Origin of the sequence: Timaviella obliquedivisa GSE-PSE-MK23-08B (assembly GCA_019358855.1) — a bacterium.
GTDB lineage: Bacteria > Cyanobacteriota > Cyanobacteriia > Elainellales > Elainellaceae > Timaviella > Timaviella obliquedivisa.
On record JAHHII010000004.1, the window covers coordinates 348,956 to 363,513 of the forward strand.

At 48.0% G+C, this 14,558-nt stretch carries 18 protein-coding genes; 5 read left to right on the forward strand and 13 right to left on the reverse strand.

Annotated features, from left to right (window positions below):
• Positions 1-23 precede the first annotated feature (23 nt).
• Complete coding sequence (locus KME11_10010) at positions 24-1,145, forward strand: TIGR03364 family FAD-dependent oxidoreductase (GenBank protein MBW4515547.1); 1,122 nt, start codon at positions 24-26, stop codon at positions 1,143-1,145.
• 70 nt (positions 1,146-1,215) lie between these two features.
• Here the strand turns inward: KME11_10010 and KME11_10015 are convergent, their stop codons facing one another.
• The 5 genes from KME11_10015 to KME11_10035 all read right to left on the reverse strand — a co-directional run bounded on the left by KME11_10015 (position 1,216) and on the right by KME11_10035 (position 4,862).
• Entirely contained in the window at positions 1,216-2,700 is a 1,485-nt protein-coding gene (locus tag KME11_10015; GenBank protein ID MBW4515548.1) for a hypothetical protein, read from the reverse strand.
• Positions 2,701-2,809: 109 nt separating this feature from the next.
• The gene (locus KME11_10020; GenBank protein MBW4515549.1) at positions 2,810-3,565 is read right to left on the reverse strand and encodes a Uma2 family endonuclease; all 756 of its coding nucleotides are present in this window, start codon (positions 3,563-3,565) and stop codon (positions 2,810-2,812) included.
• Positions 3,566-3,671: 106 nt separating this feature from the next.
• Complete coding sequence (locus KME11_10025; GenBank protein ID MBW4515550.1) at positions 3,672-4,010, reverse strand: TMEM165/GDT1 family protein; 339 nt, start codon at positions 4,008-4,010, stop codon at positions 3,672-3,674.
• A 57-nt stretch (positions 4,011-4,067) separates the two neighbouring features.
• The gene (locus KME11_10030; GenBank protein ID MBW4515551.1) at positions 4,068-4,430 is read right to left on the reverse strand and encodes a TMEM165/GDT1 family protein; all 363 of its coding nucleotides are present in this window, start codon (positions 4,428-4,430) and stop codon (positions 4,068-4,070) included.
• Between the two features lie 81 nt (positions 4,431-4,511).
• Entirely contained in the window at positions 4,512-4,862 is a 351-nt protein-coding gene (locus tag KME11_10035; protein MBW4515552.1) for a YkgJ family cysteine cluster protein, read from the reverse strand.
• A gap of 140 nt (positions 4,863-5,002) precedes the next feature.
• Here KME11_10035 and KME11_10040 point away from each other — a divergent pair, with 140 nt between their 5' ends.
• Both KME11_10040 and KME11_10045 read left to right on the forward strand, forming a co-directional pair.
• Positions 5,003-5,134 (forward strand): photosystem II reaction center protein Ycf12, encoded by a 132-nt coding sequence (locus tag KME11_10040; protein ID MBW4515553.1) that lies wholly within the window; start codon positions 5,003-5,005, stop codon positions 5,132-5,134.
• Positions 5,135-5,489: 355 nt separating this feature from the next.
• A complete protein-coding gene (locus KME11_10045; GenBank protein MBW4515554.1) occupies positions 5,490-6,482 on the forward strand; it encodes a ribose-phosphate pyrophosphokinase in 993 nt (330 codons plus the stop codon).
• A gap of 6 nt (positions 6,483-6,488) precedes the next feature.
• Here KME11_10045 and KME11_10050 read toward each other — a convergent pair whose 3' ends face one another.
• A complete protein-coding gene (locus KME11_10050; GenBank protein MBW4515555.1) occupies positions 6,489-7,265 on the reverse strand; it encodes an MOSC N-terminal beta barrel domain-containing protein in 777 nt (258 codons plus the stop codon).
• A 125-nt stretch (positions 7,266-7,390) separates the two neighbouring features.
• On the opposite strand from KME11_10050, the gene rpiA reads away from it, so the two are divergent.
• A complete protein-coding gene (rpiA, locus tag KME11_10055) occupies positions 7,391-8,101 on the forward strand; it encodes a ribose-5-phosphate isomerase RpiA (protein ID MBW4515556.1) in 711 nt (236 codons plus the stop codon).
• Positions 8,102-8,161: 60 nt separating this feature from the next.
• On the opposite strand, the gene KME11_10060 is transcribed toward rpiA, so the two are convergent.
• Complete coding sequence (locus KME11_10060) at positions 8,162-9,211, reverse strand: DUF2325 domain-containing protein (protein MBW4515557.1); 1,050 nt, start codon at positions 9,209-9,211, stop codon at positions 8,162-8,164.
• Positions 9,212-9,427: 216 nt separating this feature from the next.
• Between KME11_10060 and KME11_10065 the strand changes: the two genes are divergently transcribed.
• Positions 9,428-10,609, forward strand: a complete 1,182-nt coding sequence (locus KME11_10065) for an aldo/keto reductase (GenBank protein MBW4515558.1) — start codon at positions 9,428-9,430, stop codon at positions 10,607-10,609.
• Between the two features lie 2 nt (positions 10,610-10,611).
• On the opposite strand, the gene KME11_10070 is transcribed toward KME11_10065, so the two are convergent.
• The 6 genes from KME11_10070 to KME11_10095 are packed head-to-tail and all read right to left on the reverse strand — an operon-like array spanning position 10,612 to position 14,454.
• The gene (locus tag KME11_10070) at positions 10,612-11,328 is read right to left on the reverse strand and encodes a molybdopterin-dependent oxidoreductase (GenBank protein ID MBW4515559.1); all 717 of its coding nucleotides are present in this window, start codon (positions 11,326-11,328) and stop codon (positions 10,612-10,614) included.
• A gap of 58 nt (positions 11,329-11,386) precedes the next feature.
• Positions 11,387-11,992: a cytochrome b/b6 domain-containing protein gene (locus KME11_10075; GenBank protein MBW4515560.1), complete on the reverse strand. Its 606-nt coding sequence runs from the start codon at positions 11,990-11,992 to the stop codon at positions 11,387-11,389.
• A 30-nt stretch (positions 11,993-12,022) separates the two neighbouring features.
• Positions 12,023-12,733, reverse strand: coding sequence for a peptide-methionine (S)-S-oxide reductase MsrA (msrA, locus tag KME11_10080; protein MBW4515561.1), 711 nt, complete (start codon positions 12,731-12,733; stop codon positions 12,023-12,025).
• A 16-nt stretch (positions 12,734-12,749) separates the two neighbouring features.
• Entirely contained in the window at positions 12,750-13,433 is a 684-nt protein-coding gene (locus KME11_10085; protein MBW4515562.1) for a sulfite exporter TauE/SafE family protein, read from the reverse strand.
• Positions 13,434-13,436: 3 nt separating this feature from the next.
• Positions 13,437-14,033 (reverse strand): thioredoxin family protein, encoded by a 597-nt coding sequence (locus KME11_10090; GenBank protein ID MBW4515563.1) that lies wholly within the window; start codon positions 14,031-14,033, stop codon positions 13,437-13,439.
• A gap of 13 nt (positions 14,034-14,046) precedes the next feature.
• Positions 14,047-14,454 carry a pentapeptide MXKDX repeat protein gene (locus KME11_10095; protein ID MBW4515564.1) on the reverse strand — a complete coding sequence of 136 codons (408 nt, stop codon included), beginning with the start codon at positions 14,452-14,454 and terminating at the stop codon, positions 14,047-14,049.
• Positions 14,455-14,558 lie beyond the last annotated feature (104 nt).

Sequence of the window (14,558 nt, forward strand, 5' to 3'; positions counted from 1 at the left end):
GTAACCTCTATTCTTTGACTCAGATGAATCAGGCAGACGTTTTAATTGTGGGTGCGGGCATCGTGGGTTTAGCACACGCTTTAGCCGCTGCCAAACGAGGACTTAAAGTCGTGGTGTTTGAGCGAAGTCCTTATGCTGTAGGTGCTTCAATTCGTAATTTTGGCATGATCTGGCCGATCGGACAGCCTCAAGGAGAATTAAGCGATCGCGCCCTCAAAGCCAGAGAAATCTGGATCGAAGTTGCTTCTAAAGCAGACATTCATTTAGAGCAATGCGGCTCTTTACACCTCGCTTATCGGCAAGACGAGATGGCGGTCTTGGAGGAGTTCATCCAGACAAACAGCAGCGATTTAACCCGGCTTATTACTTCTACTGAAGTGGCTGAAAAAAGTCCGGCAGCCATTACCGAGGGACTGCTAGGCGCACTCTGGAGCGCGACCGAAATGACGGTTGATCCGCGAGAGGCGATTCGGAAGCTACCCGGATATCTGTCAGAAGTTTACGGGGTCGAGTTTAACTTTGGCACCGTCGTCACTGAAATTGCTAATTCCCAGGTGCTTGCAGGCAATCAACAATGGACAGGCACCCACATTTTTGTCTGTAGTGGTGCAGATTTTGAAACACTCTACCCCGCTCTGTATACTGCCAGCGGTTTGACCAAAGTGAAGCTGCAAATGATGCGGACTGTTGCCCAGCCCGATCGCTGGCGGTTGAAACCTTCCCTGTGTGGCGGCTTAACTCTCACCCACTATCTAGCTTTCGCAGATTGTCCCTCCCTAGCGGCTCTGAAAGAACGAATTGCCACTGAAACGCCTCACTTTCCCCAGTGGGGCATTCATGTGATGATGTCTCAAAACGGCTCTGGAGAACTCATTCTAGGGGACTCTCATGAATATGGCTTGAACCCCGACCCGTTCGATCGCGCAGAAATTAACCAGTACGTGTTGGATTATCTGAAAGGCTTTGCGAAAGTTCCCTCATTTGAAATTGCTGAAACCTGGCACGGAGTTTATGCCAAACTTCCGGGACAAGTGGATCTGATTGCTCATCCAGAAGAAAATGTGACAATTGTTAATGCGCTGGGGGGTGCCGGGATGACCTTATCCTTCGGCTTAGCAGAGCAGGTTATGGGAGCTTTAGTATAAGGAAGCGTGCTCTTCGAGATACCCGCAAGGGGTCGCCCAGTCGCCGCTTGCTGAACGCAGAAACTGAAAGTTACTTCTCATCGGGCTTTGCTCCTGTCCCGCGGACTTGAGTAAACCGATTCAACAGGTCATACCAAAACGCAGCCCCCATCGACAACGCCAGACCTGTTACAAACCAGCCGAGGACTCGCTGCGGAATTGGCAATAGCCAGCCTTTCTTTTCATCTTGTACCTGCTCATCCACGACAATTTTGTTCCAGCCTACAGGCAAAGGTAGTTCGTCCAACACATCATCTACAGCCGTTTTGACTGATTTCAAATCTGTTTGAATCGGGCTGTTGGTTGGCGTAGTGCTGTTGGGCGATCGCGTGGTTGAGGTGCTCACGACAGCCTGGTCAGCGGCTTGGCTAATGGTGGAGCGCAGCAGAGTGTCTTTAGAGAGGCGGCTGACCATATAAAAAGTGTCAGAGTTGGTGGCGATCGCAAAGAAAAAACCAATCAAAATCGCAATGCCCTTGGCGTTCCGCCGATAAACTCCAGACGCTCGATCCATCGAAGTGTCGAACCAATCTGACACTTCCTGCTCTAACTGATTTACCCCTTCTTGCAAGTTTTTGCTCTTAATCTGCGACTGCTGGGCTAAGCTTAATAGGCTCATTTGAAGTTGTTTGGGTAACTCAGATTGACTGAGTAACTCAGGATTTTTGGCTTTTAGATCAGTCAAAATATCGGAGAAGCCAGGATTCTGGGCTGCGTTACCTTGATTAAAAATTAGCTGTAAAACTTCAGTAACAGTTGGTTCTAAGAGACGTTCGGCGATCGCTTGTTTAAGATATGCCAACTGACTGCGAATCATTGGAGTGGCGCGATCGCTTTGAGATTCCAAATCAATGCCATCAAGAAACAGCGCCATTTGCGCCGAAAGTTGCTCAAGGCAACTCGACAAAATAGAACGACCATTGACCAGATCAGCGATCGTTTGATCTAAGCTCTGTTGCAGATTTTGGTACTGCTGTTTTAGGACTAAACCTTCGCCGTCTAAGCTGCGATCGGACTGAGGATAGAAGGTATTTAGAAATGCGCAAATTTGAGCTAACTTTTGAGTACTAAATTTACGGGCAGTGAGTTCACTTACTTTTTGGCTCAATTCTTTGATCCGAACTTGTTGTAAAAGCGCGGCTGAGAATGTTTTTGCAGGAATATAAGAAGGACCGCTTTTTTGATTGCGAAATACGCTTCTAGTTTTTGTGACGAAATAGTAGAGAGCCGCGATGGATTGAACTCCCTTGCGAAAGGAAACGGCTAACCGCCCCTTTGCTTCTTGGTTCAGTGCCTTAATGAGGGGACTGTTATAAAATTTATCGGTAAATTTCTGATAGAGCGGATCATCTACGCTGTCACCTGTGAATAAATTTTCAATCGATCGCTTCAAATGCTCAGCGCGCCACTGCAACAGAATTGTAATCAATTCCTGAATTTCAGAAGTTAATAGGCTGAGAATTAAGTAGATAAAAATTAAGCCAATGGCAATATCAATCACGACAGGTAGATTCATCTCTAACGTGCCTCCAGTGGCATAAGAGAAAGGCTTGAGCAGCGCTCCGCCACAATTCTACCCGCAGCAGACCTGCCCGCAAGTTACATTCCAAGCTTGAGGGCAGCACTCAGACTTCATCTGGGTTGACTCCCATTGCTCGTAGCTGTGCAGCAAGTCGCTCTGCCCGTTGACTTTCGGCATCTGCCCGTTGACCTTCAGCATCTGCCCGTTGACTTTCGGCATCTGCCCGCTCAGATCCAGTGGCGATAACTTGTCCCTGTTGATCACACCAGCGGAGCCAGATTCCAGATTGCGCTTCAAATGTTCCTTCCCAAAGTTTTAGTCCCAATCCAACGGACTCCAACCAGAAGGGTTCAGGAAGCTCGACGTATTTCTTTCCCGTTAACTCCCATACCTTCAAAAGCGACCCGTTCAGTTCGTCTTTGCCCTGTAGCTGCTGCAAAGGATCAAACACCGCATAGTAAGCCATGCCAATGCGAGCATAGTCTGACTTTTTCGAGGTCAACTCATTGCCTTTACGGTTCGAGACAATCTCAATGGCAACCTCTGGCAGCTTACCAAACTCCCATGCTAAGTAAGAGCGATTTTGCCTTTGACTCCAGTCGCTAGGCATCTTGACATTTAAGCTTAGAAAAGCATCTGGAACGATCGGCTCAAGCTTTAGTCCGTAGAACAAGCCGACATTTGCCGCCGCGACGAAAGAGGCTCCCGGTAACCAAGAACTATAGAGTGGTTCTACTAAAAGCCGCTGCTGCTTTTCCGACTGAAAATTGTCCACAGGAATATCGTCTTCAATGACCAGATGGCTGATGTCAAGCTCATTAACAATTTCTTCAGGATATAAAAAAAGTTGTTGAGTCATGGGCAGTAACCAGAATCCTATAGCTCATTATCCTCTGATTTGCACGAACTTGATTGCCAACTTTTTTTATTCTTAGATAGCAAGCTTATTCTCAGTAGCAAAGGTGTTATTCTTCAGACCTTAAATTGGGCAGAGAATCTGAAGCTAAATCAGGCGTTGAGTCTTTGGGTTCGGCATCACCAAAAAACAGCAGACGAATTGCCATAACAGCAAAGCCTACTGCCGCGATCGCCTTGACCCAGCGCGTTGGAAACACCTGAGAGAGGCTGTCACCCAAAAAAACACCCAAAAAACTTGCCAGCACCAGCGCTGCGGTCGAACCCAAAAAAACAGCCCGCAGCGAATTAGAACGACCACTAATGGCGATCGCGGCTAACTGGCTTTTGTCTCCTAGCTCCGAAATAAAAACCGTAACAAAGCTCAAACCCAGCAAATTCCAATCCATCTTTTTGCTCCTGCAATAGCCCTACTCCCGCGATAGCTCTAGGCTTGTAACAGTCTTCTAGCCTCGTATCACATCCCAAACCAACAAGACTGCCAGCACTAGCAGCAAGACCCCTGCCGCTACCTCCAGTGTCCGAGGCGGCACTCGCTGAGCTAACCAACGACCCAGCAACACCCCAACCAGACTGGTTGCCACCAGCGCCGATCCAGCCCCAGCAAATACAATCCAGGGGGCGTGGGATTGGGCACTCAGCAGCAGTGTTGTAACCTGAGTTTTATCGCCTAATTCGGCTAAAAAGATGGTGAAAAAAGTGGAGGCAAATATCCTGAGCTCTTCGCCCCAGGGAGATTGCGTCGATTGAGAAATATTCGTTGCTGGGTCTGGGGCAGGGTGTGGTGAGTTCTCTGCACCAGTGGAGATTGAAGAAATGTTCACAGGTTAGAGAAGAATAGTTTTCATATTCCTTTCATTTTATGTTGTATTTGACAAAGTGAAGCAAGTTCATAGACCAATTTCACGATCGAAGCGGATCATTTCTAGGCTGCGATCGCCATACACATCTTCAATTTGCTCATGGCAGCAATCAATCGCAAAGTCACTCAGTTCTTCAGGTTGAATGCCAAACATCTCATGAAACGTTTCGGGTTCGACTCGGCAAAACTGAGGGCGATCGGCATAAATTTTACAGGCGCGATCGGTATGGTCAAAATTTATGCACCAGCCATCGTCTCCAACCAAGTCTAAATATTGCTCAAGTTGAGCCGTCGTCAGATACACATCTAAGTCAGGGCGCTCGGATGGCTCTAGATAGCAGCAAGCCCCACATTGTTTAACACAGCACCAAGTTGACATAGGAAAAGCGAGGAAGGAGTTTCTTTAAAAGTGTAAGAGATCAAAGTGTAAGAGAGTGGGGCACTTAACGGTTAAAATGTGGGGTTAGAGGCTCGCGTCTATATCTATCAAAATTAATCAAATGATTTCTGGGAGGAACAATGGATTTTCTAACAAACTTTTTGGGTGGAATCAATTTTGAGGCGATTGTACAGTTGACTTGCTTGGCGCTGATTGTCCTTGCTGGTCCAGCCGTCATTTTTGTGCTGGCACTTCGGGGGGGCGACCTGTAGAGTTAGCGATCGCATTTTAACTCAAGTTTTAGGGAGAGGGACGCTCGGTCTTCACTGCCTCCGGTCTCACATTTCATCGGCTTGAAACTGTTGTGAGCATTTGTTAAAAGGGAGCAACTTTGAAAAAACGGACTGAATTTCGTTCAGCCTAGTTTCTCCCTTTTTTCAGCATGTAAAAATTCAAGATTGCTAAATAATAAGGTTTTGTCTGCGCAAGCTACCCAAGTCAAAAACTTTACAAAGTTGTATCGATCGCAACATGAATTTTTTGATAGTTGCTAGAAGAAATTACTGAGCGCCTTTTGTATGCCGATAATGTTAGTATTTCGGTGTTTGTAGCGTCAGAGGACATTCTGTGACCCGCTCTGCAACTCTTCCTGTTTTGTCTTCTTTTCCACCAGTTACGGACAATAGCCGCCTTCGGCTATTCTCGGGTTCTGCTAATATTCCGCTGTCTCAAGAAGTTGCCCGCTACTTGGGAATGGACTTGGGCCCTATGGTGCGCAAGCGGTTTGCCGATGGCGAAATTTATGTTCAAATTCAGGAATCTATTCGGGGGTGTGATGTTTATCTCATCCAGCCAACCTGCTGCCCAGTTAACGATCACCTGATGGAACTGCTGATTATGATAGATGCCTGTCGACGAGCCTCGGCGCGGCAAATTACAGCAGTTCTGCCTTACTACGGCTATGCCAGAGCCGATCGCAAAACTGCGGGACGAGAGTCGATTACAGCCAAGCTGGTGGCGAACTTAATTACCCAAGCAGGAGCAAATCGTCTGCTAGCAATGGATTTACACTCTGCCCAGATCCAGGGCTATTTCGACATCCCTTTTGATCATGTCTACGGGTCGCCCGTCATGCTGGACTACCTGATCAGCAAGCAGCTGGAAGACATTGTGGTGGTTTCGCCAGATGTGGGTGGAGTTGCCCGCGCTCGTGCCTTTGCTAAAAAGCTGAACGATGCCCCCTTAGCCATCATTGATAAGCGCCGTCAGGTGCATAATGTGGCTGAGGTGATGAATGTGATTGGCGATGTTGCTGGAAAAACCGCAATTTTGGTCGATGACATGATCGATACAGCAGGCACAATATCTGAGGGAGCTAGGATTCTGCGGCAGCAAGGGGCGCGTCAGGTTTATGCCTGTGCTACCCATGCGGTTTTCTCGGGGCAGGCTGTGGAGCGGCTGTCGAGTGGCTTGTTTGAAGAAGTGATTGTCACCAATACGATTCCGCTGGCAGAAGAGCTACATTTTGAACAACTCAAAATGCTGTCGGTAGCTAACCTACTGGGTGAAACGATTTGGCGAATTCATGAGGATACTTCTGTCAGCATCATGTTCCGCTAAATTGGGTCAGAGAGACACTAAATCGTTGAGGCGTAGGGTCTTGCCTGCTTGGTCAGGCAGGACTTGGGTGTTGAGGCTGAGGCGGTAAAAGTGGTCGAAGCGCGAGGGCTTTGCCCAGGCGGGTAGGGTTGCTTTTCGTTGAGCGATGAATTCTTTTTGAAAGTGACGATCGCGCGCTCCAACCCAGGGGTTTCGAGTGGGCACAATACACCGAGCACAAGGATTGCTACCCCAGAATGCGACTTCCCCAATTTGAAATGGCAAAAGCTGCCCCGGTTCACTCATCAACTGGTCTTCCCAAAATGCCGGAGCGTCTTCTATTTCCAAATTGGCACGAAATCGTTGCCGTACTTCTTCCAGGGTCATGCCAGGAAACCAAGAGGCGATCGCTCTCAAACTTTCCACTGCTACCACCGTTGCACCCGAAGCGAGGGTGTCGTCGGGAAAGCCCATATGAAGGTTTTGCTGGAGGGTGATAGGAGTGCCAAAGTAGTCGCTTAGCCAGGATCCTAGGGCGGGGCGATCGCTATCTAAATGAAAGGCGTGGGATTGCCCTTGCCCTTCAACCCGTAAGGTGACCGTGCGGGCGGAAAGGTCAAAGCGCGATCGCACGGAATGAATTTTCTCAGTGCGCTTGCCGTGAACAAACTGCCCTTGCTCATCCACCATGGCAAACTCTCGATCATGGGCGATCGCTCCGCCAGGCAGAATTTGGGCTGCGGGCACTTCCACGGCATCAAAGGATTTGATCGGGTAAATCAAAATTTTGCTGAGGTAGGGCATCGGGAATTTGCTCCTAAATTAAGAAGTTGGGCAACCAGACAAGGGATAATAAACCTTGGAGGAAGCGCCTCAGAAGTGCGCCTCTAGTTTACTAAAGAAGTTTGTTAGATCAAGGAGATTTTAGAATGACGGCAGAAATTGATCCCGTGAAACTGATGAAGCAAGAGGTTGGCAGGGCTGCTGCTAGCTGGGTCAAGTCAGGGTCGATTGTGGGACTAGGCACAGGGTCAACGACGGCATTTGCTATTCAGTTTCTGGGCGATCGCCTTAAATCGGGCGAACTCACCGACATTAAGGGCATCCCCACTTCTTTTCAAGCCTCAATGCTGGCAAAACAATACGGCATTCCCCTCATCACCCTCGATGATGCCGATCGCATTGACGTTGCCATTGATGGAGCCGATGAAGTCGATCCACAAAAAAATCTAATCAAAGGCGGCGGCGCGGCGCATACCCGCGAGAAGGTGATAGATGCCTTAGCAGATCTATTTATTGTAGTGGTGGATAGCTCTAAGCTAGTGACCCAACTGGGGACAACTTTTGCGCTGCCTGTTGAAGTCTTACCCATGGCAGTAGCTCCAGTGACAAGAGCGATCGCCAAGCTAGGCGGCAAGTCGGAGTTGCGCATGGGCATCAAAAAAGATGGCCCTGTGATTACCGACCAGGGCAACATGGTCTTGGATGTAGATTTTGGGGCGATCGAGAACCCGGTTGAACTAGAGAAAACTCTCAATAACATTCCTGGCGTACTGGAAAACGGTTTGTTTGTGGGTGTGACAGATGTCGTTTTGGTGGGTGAAGTGAAGGATGGACAAGCAACGGTGAGAGAGCTTTAGAGGTTGGGACAAAATGGGATAGCTAAGAGGTCTATCCCACAGTTCCGAATACTTCTAAATTCACGCCTGTTTCGAGAAATGCCCATTGCCGTTCAGTTGCTTTGCCAACTGCAAACTTTTTAGTCCATATTCGATCGCTTCTAAAACCCGCACGACTCCTGTAGTATTGACCATTTCCACTGCTTTTCCGGCTCGTTGAGCCGATTGCATTGCCTTATCCGTTAACTTATGGCTGGTATATCCTGTCACTACTAAAACTAAATCAGCTTTGCAAATATGGCTCTCGGCTTGTTCTGCCAGTTGCGGCCCTGCTTGCGCAGTACACCAAACCAGGTTGACGTTAGATTCACGCAAGCGGTTACGGATCGAGGTTTCTAGGCGATCGTGTCCGCCAAAAATGACAACTTTGCCTTCCAGTACGCCGTAAGGATTGGGGCGTTTTTCGGTAGTGCGATGACGCACCCGAGGTTGCACATCCGGGGCGCGATCGACGCGGGCGCGGTTCTCCAAAGCCTTGTTGTAAATAAAAGAGAGGGTTTGTTCGTGGCTGCCCCTCAGTCGAGCAACAGGGCCTTCTTCGCTATGTCCATTGATTTGGTTAATCAGGGCATCGACAACTTCTTCAAGGGCACCGATCGCTTTCAGGTCGTGAATATGGACGCGGATGGCAATAGAAGTGTCTGTGGCACTATAGAAATCAACTTGCTCGGCAATCATTTCTAGCAAATCTGCCTTTAAGCCTTGCCGCCATCGGTTAGTTTGCTCTGTAATTCTTTCATCCAGTAATCGCTCTTCGTTCAGAATCATTTGGCGATCGACAATTTGCGAGGCTAGTAAAGGAGCATCCGCTAACTTTTGTCGTAAATCTGTTGCCTTCGCCTCTAGCTTTTGCTTAGTAGTACTTTCGACAAAATCTTCGTTGGTTAGCTTTGCCAACATTTCTTCAATTTGTAGCAAAAGTGGTTCTAACCGAGCTTGAATGCGAGTAATTTCCTGACTAACTTGTTCCTCTCTCTGTTGCTGAAGGCGGTTCTCTTCTAGCTCTATTTTGGCGAGGGAGAGTAAATCTTGAACAGAGTTTTCTAAGTCATCTAATTCAGATATATCCATAAACTTTAAGTAAAGTAATGTGTAGTTAATAACATTCAATGATTGTATGCAGCATAGCTAACAGCAGTTCCTAACGGGCTGAAGTTTAGATAGTTTCTCTATTATTGCTACTTTTAAAGGGGATAAATATCGAGGTTCTTTAGAATATCACTTTGACCCCTGACTTTTTTGACTGGTCAATTTCCTCCTTTGTAACTCCTTTCTTAACTCCTTAATATGCAATACCGAAGATTTGGGCGTACTGAGTTGCTAATGCCTGTTTTCTCTTGTGGCGGAATGCGTTACCAGTACAAATGGCAAGATTTGCCTCAGCAGGATGTCCCACTCGACAATCAGGCAAATTTAGAAGCAACGATCCGGCGATCGCTTGAGGTGGGCATCAACCATATCGAAACCGCCAGAGGATACGGATCTTCAGAAATGCAGCTTGGTGAGATTCTACCCAAGCTACCGCGCGAAAAACTCATTGTTCAAACCAAAATCTCTCCTAGCGCAGATGCAGCCGCATTTCGCAGCACGTTCGACCAGTCTTTGGCTTATCTGAAGCTCGACTCTATAGATCTGTTGGGGTTGCATGGTATTAACACCCCCGAATTGCTGGAATATAGTCTTCGTCCTGGTGGCTGTTTAGAGGTAGCGCGTCAGCTTCGGGCGCAGGGTAAGGTGAGATTCATCGGGTTTTCGACCCACGCTTCTCCAGCAGTCATTCAGCAGGCGATCGCCACGGATGCTTTCGACTACATCAATTTGCATTGGTACTACATTAATCAAACCAATTGGGGGGCGATCGCCGCTGCTAATCGGCATGATATGGGGGTGTTTATTATCAGCCCCTCAAACAAAGGCGGAATGCTTGAAAATCCACCCCAAAGGCTAGTCGATTTATGCGCGCCTCTTAGCCCCATGGTGTTCAACGATCTGTTTTGTCTGAGTCGTCCGCAAATTCATACGCTTAGCATCGGCGCTGCCCGCCCTCAAGATTTTGACGAACATCTCAAAACCCTAGATTTATTGGATCACGTTGAGGAAGTATTGCCACCCATTTTGCAACGGTTGGAGCAGGCAATGATTGATCAGTTTGGCGAGGCTTGGGCTAAAACTTGGCAGGTCGGCTTGCCCAGCTACGAGCAAACACCAGGAAATATCAACATTCCAGTGGTCTTGATGCTGCGGAATTTGGCGATCGCCTACGACATGATGGACTACGGCAAAATGCGCTACAACCTGCTGACTAATGCTGGGCATTGGTTCCCTGGCGCAAATGCGAGTCGGGCAACAGAGCTTGATTTGCGCCCCAGTTTGGTACATAGCCCCCATGCTGAGGCAATTCCAGAGGCGTTAATGGATGCCCATCGGCTGCTAGCCGGTGAGACCGTGAAAAGGTTATCACAGCAGTAGCACTAGACTCCGCCAAACCACTCGTAGCCGAAATCTTCCCAATATCCTTTTTTAGAGGGTAATTGAGAAATGAAGGTAATTTCCGTGACCCATTTACTCTGTTTGTAGCCCAGCTTAACGGGAGAGGCTAATCGCAATGGGGCACCATTATCTACTGATAAAGGTTGCCCATTTTTTTGATATACCATCAGGGTTTGGGGATGGAGCGCCGAGGCAAGATCCCAGCTTTCGTAGTAACCATCGGCAGATTTAAAGTAGACGTAGCGAGCGCTGGATTTGGGCTGAACCAGAGCCGCAAGATCCTGTAACCGAACGCCACCCCATTGCACGATCGCCGCCCAACCCTCGACACATACATGTTGAATTACCATGGAGGTGAACGCTAGTTTTTGCAAATCTGCCAAGCTCAACTGCAAAGGATTGGCGACTTCTCCAGCGATCGCCAATTGAAACTTGGCGGGATCGATCTGGGGTGCTTTATCAAAGGTATTAATGAGAAGTTTATCCGGTTCGATCGCGCTGAGCGGATATTCTGGGGTAGGTTTTTGGGTAAGCAGTAAAGATTCGATCGCTTGGTTGAGCGGCTCAGTGGCTTGACCCACTTCATTGGAAAATAAACTGGTGCCGCATCCATTCAGCAGCAGACCCAGCCCAGATAGCCCAGAAAGTTGCAGCAAGTGACGGCGAGAAAGAGTGCGTTTCGGTAGAATCAGGCTCATGATTTTGTGGGGGCGATCGGTGAGTGGAGACAATTGCAAGCAGGTGATTATGAGAAAACTAGACAAACATTGATTTGATTAAACGAGTGCCGCCAACCCTTAGGGCAAATAAGGAATGAACCAGAGTAAACAAAAGAACCGTAGGCACTGTAATAAAGTGAACGGTTCGTAAGGTTTGCCAGTTTCCAAATAGTGCGGCAAGCCAATACAGTTGAACAGGTTTATACATTGCCAGACCACTGGCGATCGCCAATATGAGAATTGGAATAATCAGGGTATAAATTAGCCGATGCCAGGCATAGTTTTTACGCTTTACATTTTCGCTCACTCGGATCGCTTTGACATCACTAGAGCTCGCAAATCGTCGTTGCCAACGGCGGCTAATAAAAACATATAAACCGTAGCCCAAGAGATTGAGGGAATAGATCCACATCACCGCAAAATGCCAGTCCCGTCCCCCTCCCAGCCAGCCACCGAGTAGAAATAAATTGGGAAAACGCCAACCACCCCGACTACCAAACACAGGATTGGCATTATAAATTTGCAGTCCGCTGCTAATCATTAAGAGCAAACTAATAATGTTCACCCAATGAAATGTTTTTGCCAAAATAGTTTGGCTAGGAGTTGGTAGTGCTTTCTTGCGGGCAGGAGTTGCTGAAGTCATAATAATGAGTCAGAGAGATGGATAAAAAATTTATCTTACTTTGTTCTTATATAGTGTGGGAAACTGGACTTGAAGATTTTTGAGTTTAGGTAAATCGTGAATTACAACATAAGGATAAGCTGGATTGCGATCGATGAAATCTTGGTGATATTCTTCGGCTTCATAAAACCCATTTAAAGGCGTAACTTGGGTGGCAATCGCACCCTTAAAAATCTTTGCCTCATTAAGTTGCTCGATATAGGCTTTCGTGATCTGCTGCTGCTCGGAGTTAGCAAAAAAGACAGCCGAACGATATTGGGTGCCAGAGTCAGGGCCTTGACGATTCAGTTGAGTTGGATCGTGGGCAACAGCAAAGTAAACTTTGAGTAACTGTCCGTAGGAAATCTGCGTAGGATCGTAGGTGATTTTTACTGCCTCAGCGTGCTCCGTGCTGCCAGAACTGACCGCGTCGTAGTTTGCGCTTTTAGCGTCACCTCCCGCAAAACCTGAGACAACATTAGAAACTCCCTTGAGATGTTCAAACACGGCTTCTACACCCCAAAAACATCCACCTGCGAATACTACAGTTTGTTCTCCTTGCACATTTGAGGGAACGGTTTTCGGATCAGGAAAGTTTACTGTTGCGATCGCGCTTGGAGAACTCAATGTTGTTCGAGATCCGCTATAAAGCGCGATCGCAGTAACAGAAAGCAGGGACAGAGTCACAATGAAATAGCGCGATCGCAGAATAGAAACTGACACAGGCGTAGGCTCCTCTTTAAAGCAACGGGTTTGGAAAAAATGGCGCTAGCCAAAGTTGAATTTGCACATCCCAGCCCAAAAGAATAGCGATCGCCGTTATCACCACGATTACACCTCCAACTCGCTGTAATGTTGCACTGTAGGCACGAATCTTAAGAAGTTGGCGGCTGAGGGTGCGTCCTCCATAGGCGATCGCTAACAAGGGCAAGGCTGCCCCAATGCCGTAAACCAACAATAAGCGAAATGCACCTAATATTTGATGATCGACAGCGGCTAATATCAAAATGCTGCCTAGAATGGGTCCAGCGCAAGGTGTCCAGAGGAAGCCCAGTTGGGTGCCTAGCCAAAACTCGCCCAACAGTCCGGGGGACGCAGACGATTGAAATCGCTGAATGCGAAGCACACTGAATACGCGATCGCTCCAATGGGGAAAGATTGCCAACACTCCTAAAACTAACAAGAGGACGATCGCGCCTAGCCGAATGCCATTAGCTAACCCGGTCAACCAGCTTGCAGTGATGCCTAACAAACTTCCTGCTACCGCAAACCCGCTCACTAAACCCGACACTAGCACAACCGGAGCGTAGGGATGAGCTTGCAGCGATCGCCCCACAATAATCGGCAAAATTGGCAAGACGCAAGGTGAAAGAACAGTCAGAACTCCTGCCAACAATGCTAAACCCAGGGGCAACGTCGTCATGAATTAGCCTTCCTGAAGAAGCTGACGAATGGTTTTCTCAGTTTCGTCATAGGCTCCTTCGCCAATGTGGTCATAGCGTACTGTACCTTGGCGATCGGCTAAATAAAGCTGGGGCCAGTAGCCATTGTCGTAAGCTTTCCAGGTTTTGAAGTCGTTATCTAAGGGCACAGGATAAGTAATCTGGTATTGTTGCAATGCCTTTTGAACATTGCGGGGTTCTCGCTCAAAGGCAAACTCTGGCGTGTGAATACCCACTACTTTCAACCCCTGAGCAGCATATTGCTGATGCCATTGAACGATGTAAGGCAACGTTCGTTGACAGTTGATGCAAGCAAACGTCCAAAACTGAATGAGCACAACGCTACCATCCAGATCAGCAACCGTTAAGGGCGAACCATTCAGCCACTCACTAATGCCCTGAAATTCAGGTAAGGTTCTTCCTTCCTTAGGCACTGGGCTAGAAGCTAGGGCAGGAGTGGTGGATGCAGGAGTGGTAGATGTAGATATTTTTTGGCAACTAGGAGCCAATGTTGCAGTACTGGCTCCTAGCAATCCCAACCCCAAATACCTGAGTAATTGTCGTCGTTGAAGACTTGCCATCTTTTTTGATTTCCTAAGGGTTAGTTGCTGGGCTGGGAGACATAGCATCACCCTTCATTGCGTCGCCTTGCATCGCATCATTCTTCATGGCATCATTCTTCATTGCGTCACCCTTCATTGCATCACCCTTCATTGCGTCACCCTTCATCGCATCATTCTTCATCGCATCATTCTTCATCGCGTCGCCTTGCATCGCGTCACCCTTCATCGCATCATTCTTCATCGCGTCGCCTTGCATCGCGTCACCCTTCATCGCATCATTCTTCATTGCGTCGCCTTGCATCGCGTCACTTGGAGCCGCACCAGATGCAGGGCTGCTGGGGGCGGATTGGGTGCTAGTCGGTACGTTGCTGGAGCAGCTTGCGAGGGTAGCGGCTGCTAACACTAAACCTGTGACTAAGCCAATGATTTTGAAGTTCATGTCTTTTGTGCCTTATGGGTGAGTAGAGATGGTGAGTAAGCCGCAATGTCTTTTGACATTCCGATAGTAGGCTTTTGTCCTAGAGATTCTCTGAGGAACACTTA

Coding starts and splice junctions, on each gene's coding strand:
- KME11_10050 (MBW4515555.1), bottom strand. CDS start 7,265: ATGCCCTACCTCAGCAAAATTTTGATTTACCCGATCAAATCCTTTGAT.
- KME11_10065 (MBW4515558.1), top strand. CDS start 9,428: ATGCAATACCGAAGATTTGGGCGTACTGAGTTGCTAATGCCTGTTTTC.
- KME11_10025 (MBW4515550.1), bottom strand. CDS start 4,010: ATGGATTGGAATTTGCTGGGTTTGAGCTTTGTTACGGTTTTTATTTCG.
- KME11_10040 (MBW4515553.1), top strand. CDS start 5,003: ATGGATTTTCTAACAAACTTTTTGGGTGGAATCAATTTTGAGGCGATT.
- KME11_10070 (MBW4515559.1), bottom strand. CDS start 11,328: ATGAGCCTGATTCTACCGAAACGCACTCTTTCTCGCCGTCACTTGCTG.
- KME11_10060 (MBW4515557.1), bottom strand. CDS start 9,211: ATGGATATATCTGAATTAGATGACTTAGAAAACTCTGTTCAAGATTTA.
- KME11_10010 (MBW4515547.1), top strand. CDS start 24: ATGAATCAGGCAGACGTTTTAATTGTGGGTGCGGGCATCGTGGGTTTA.
- KME11_10090 (MBW4515563.1), bottom strand. CDS start 14,033: ATGGCAAGTCTTCAACGACGACAATTACTCAGGTATTTGGGGTTGGGA.
- KME11_10085 (MBW4515562.1), bottom strand. CDS start 13,433: ATGACGACGTTGCCCCTGGGTTTAGCATTGTTGGCAGGAGTTCTGACT.
- KME11_10075 (MBW4515560.1), bottom strand. CDS start 11,992: ATGACTTCAGCAACTCCTGCCCGCAAGAAAGCACTACCAACTCCTAGC.
- KME11_10020 (MBW4515549.1), bottom strand. CDS start 3,565: ATGACTCAACAACTTTTTTTATATCCTGAAGAAATTGTTAATGAGCTT.
- KME11_10035 (MBW4515552.1), bottom strand. CDS start 4,862: ATGTCAACTTGGTGCTGTGTTAAACAATGTGGGGCTTGCTGCTATCTA.
- KME11_10015 (MBW4515548.1), bottom strand. CDS start 2,700: ATGAATCTACCTGTCGTGATTGATATTGCCATTGGCTTAATTTTTATC.
- rpiA (MBW4515556.1), top strand. CDS start 7,391: ATGACGGCAGAAATTGATCCCGTGAAACTGATGAAGCAAGAGGTTGGC.
- KME11_10095 (MBW4515564.1), bottom strand. CDS start 14,454: ATGAACTTCAAAATCATTGGCTTAGTCACAGGTTTAGTGTTAGCAGCC.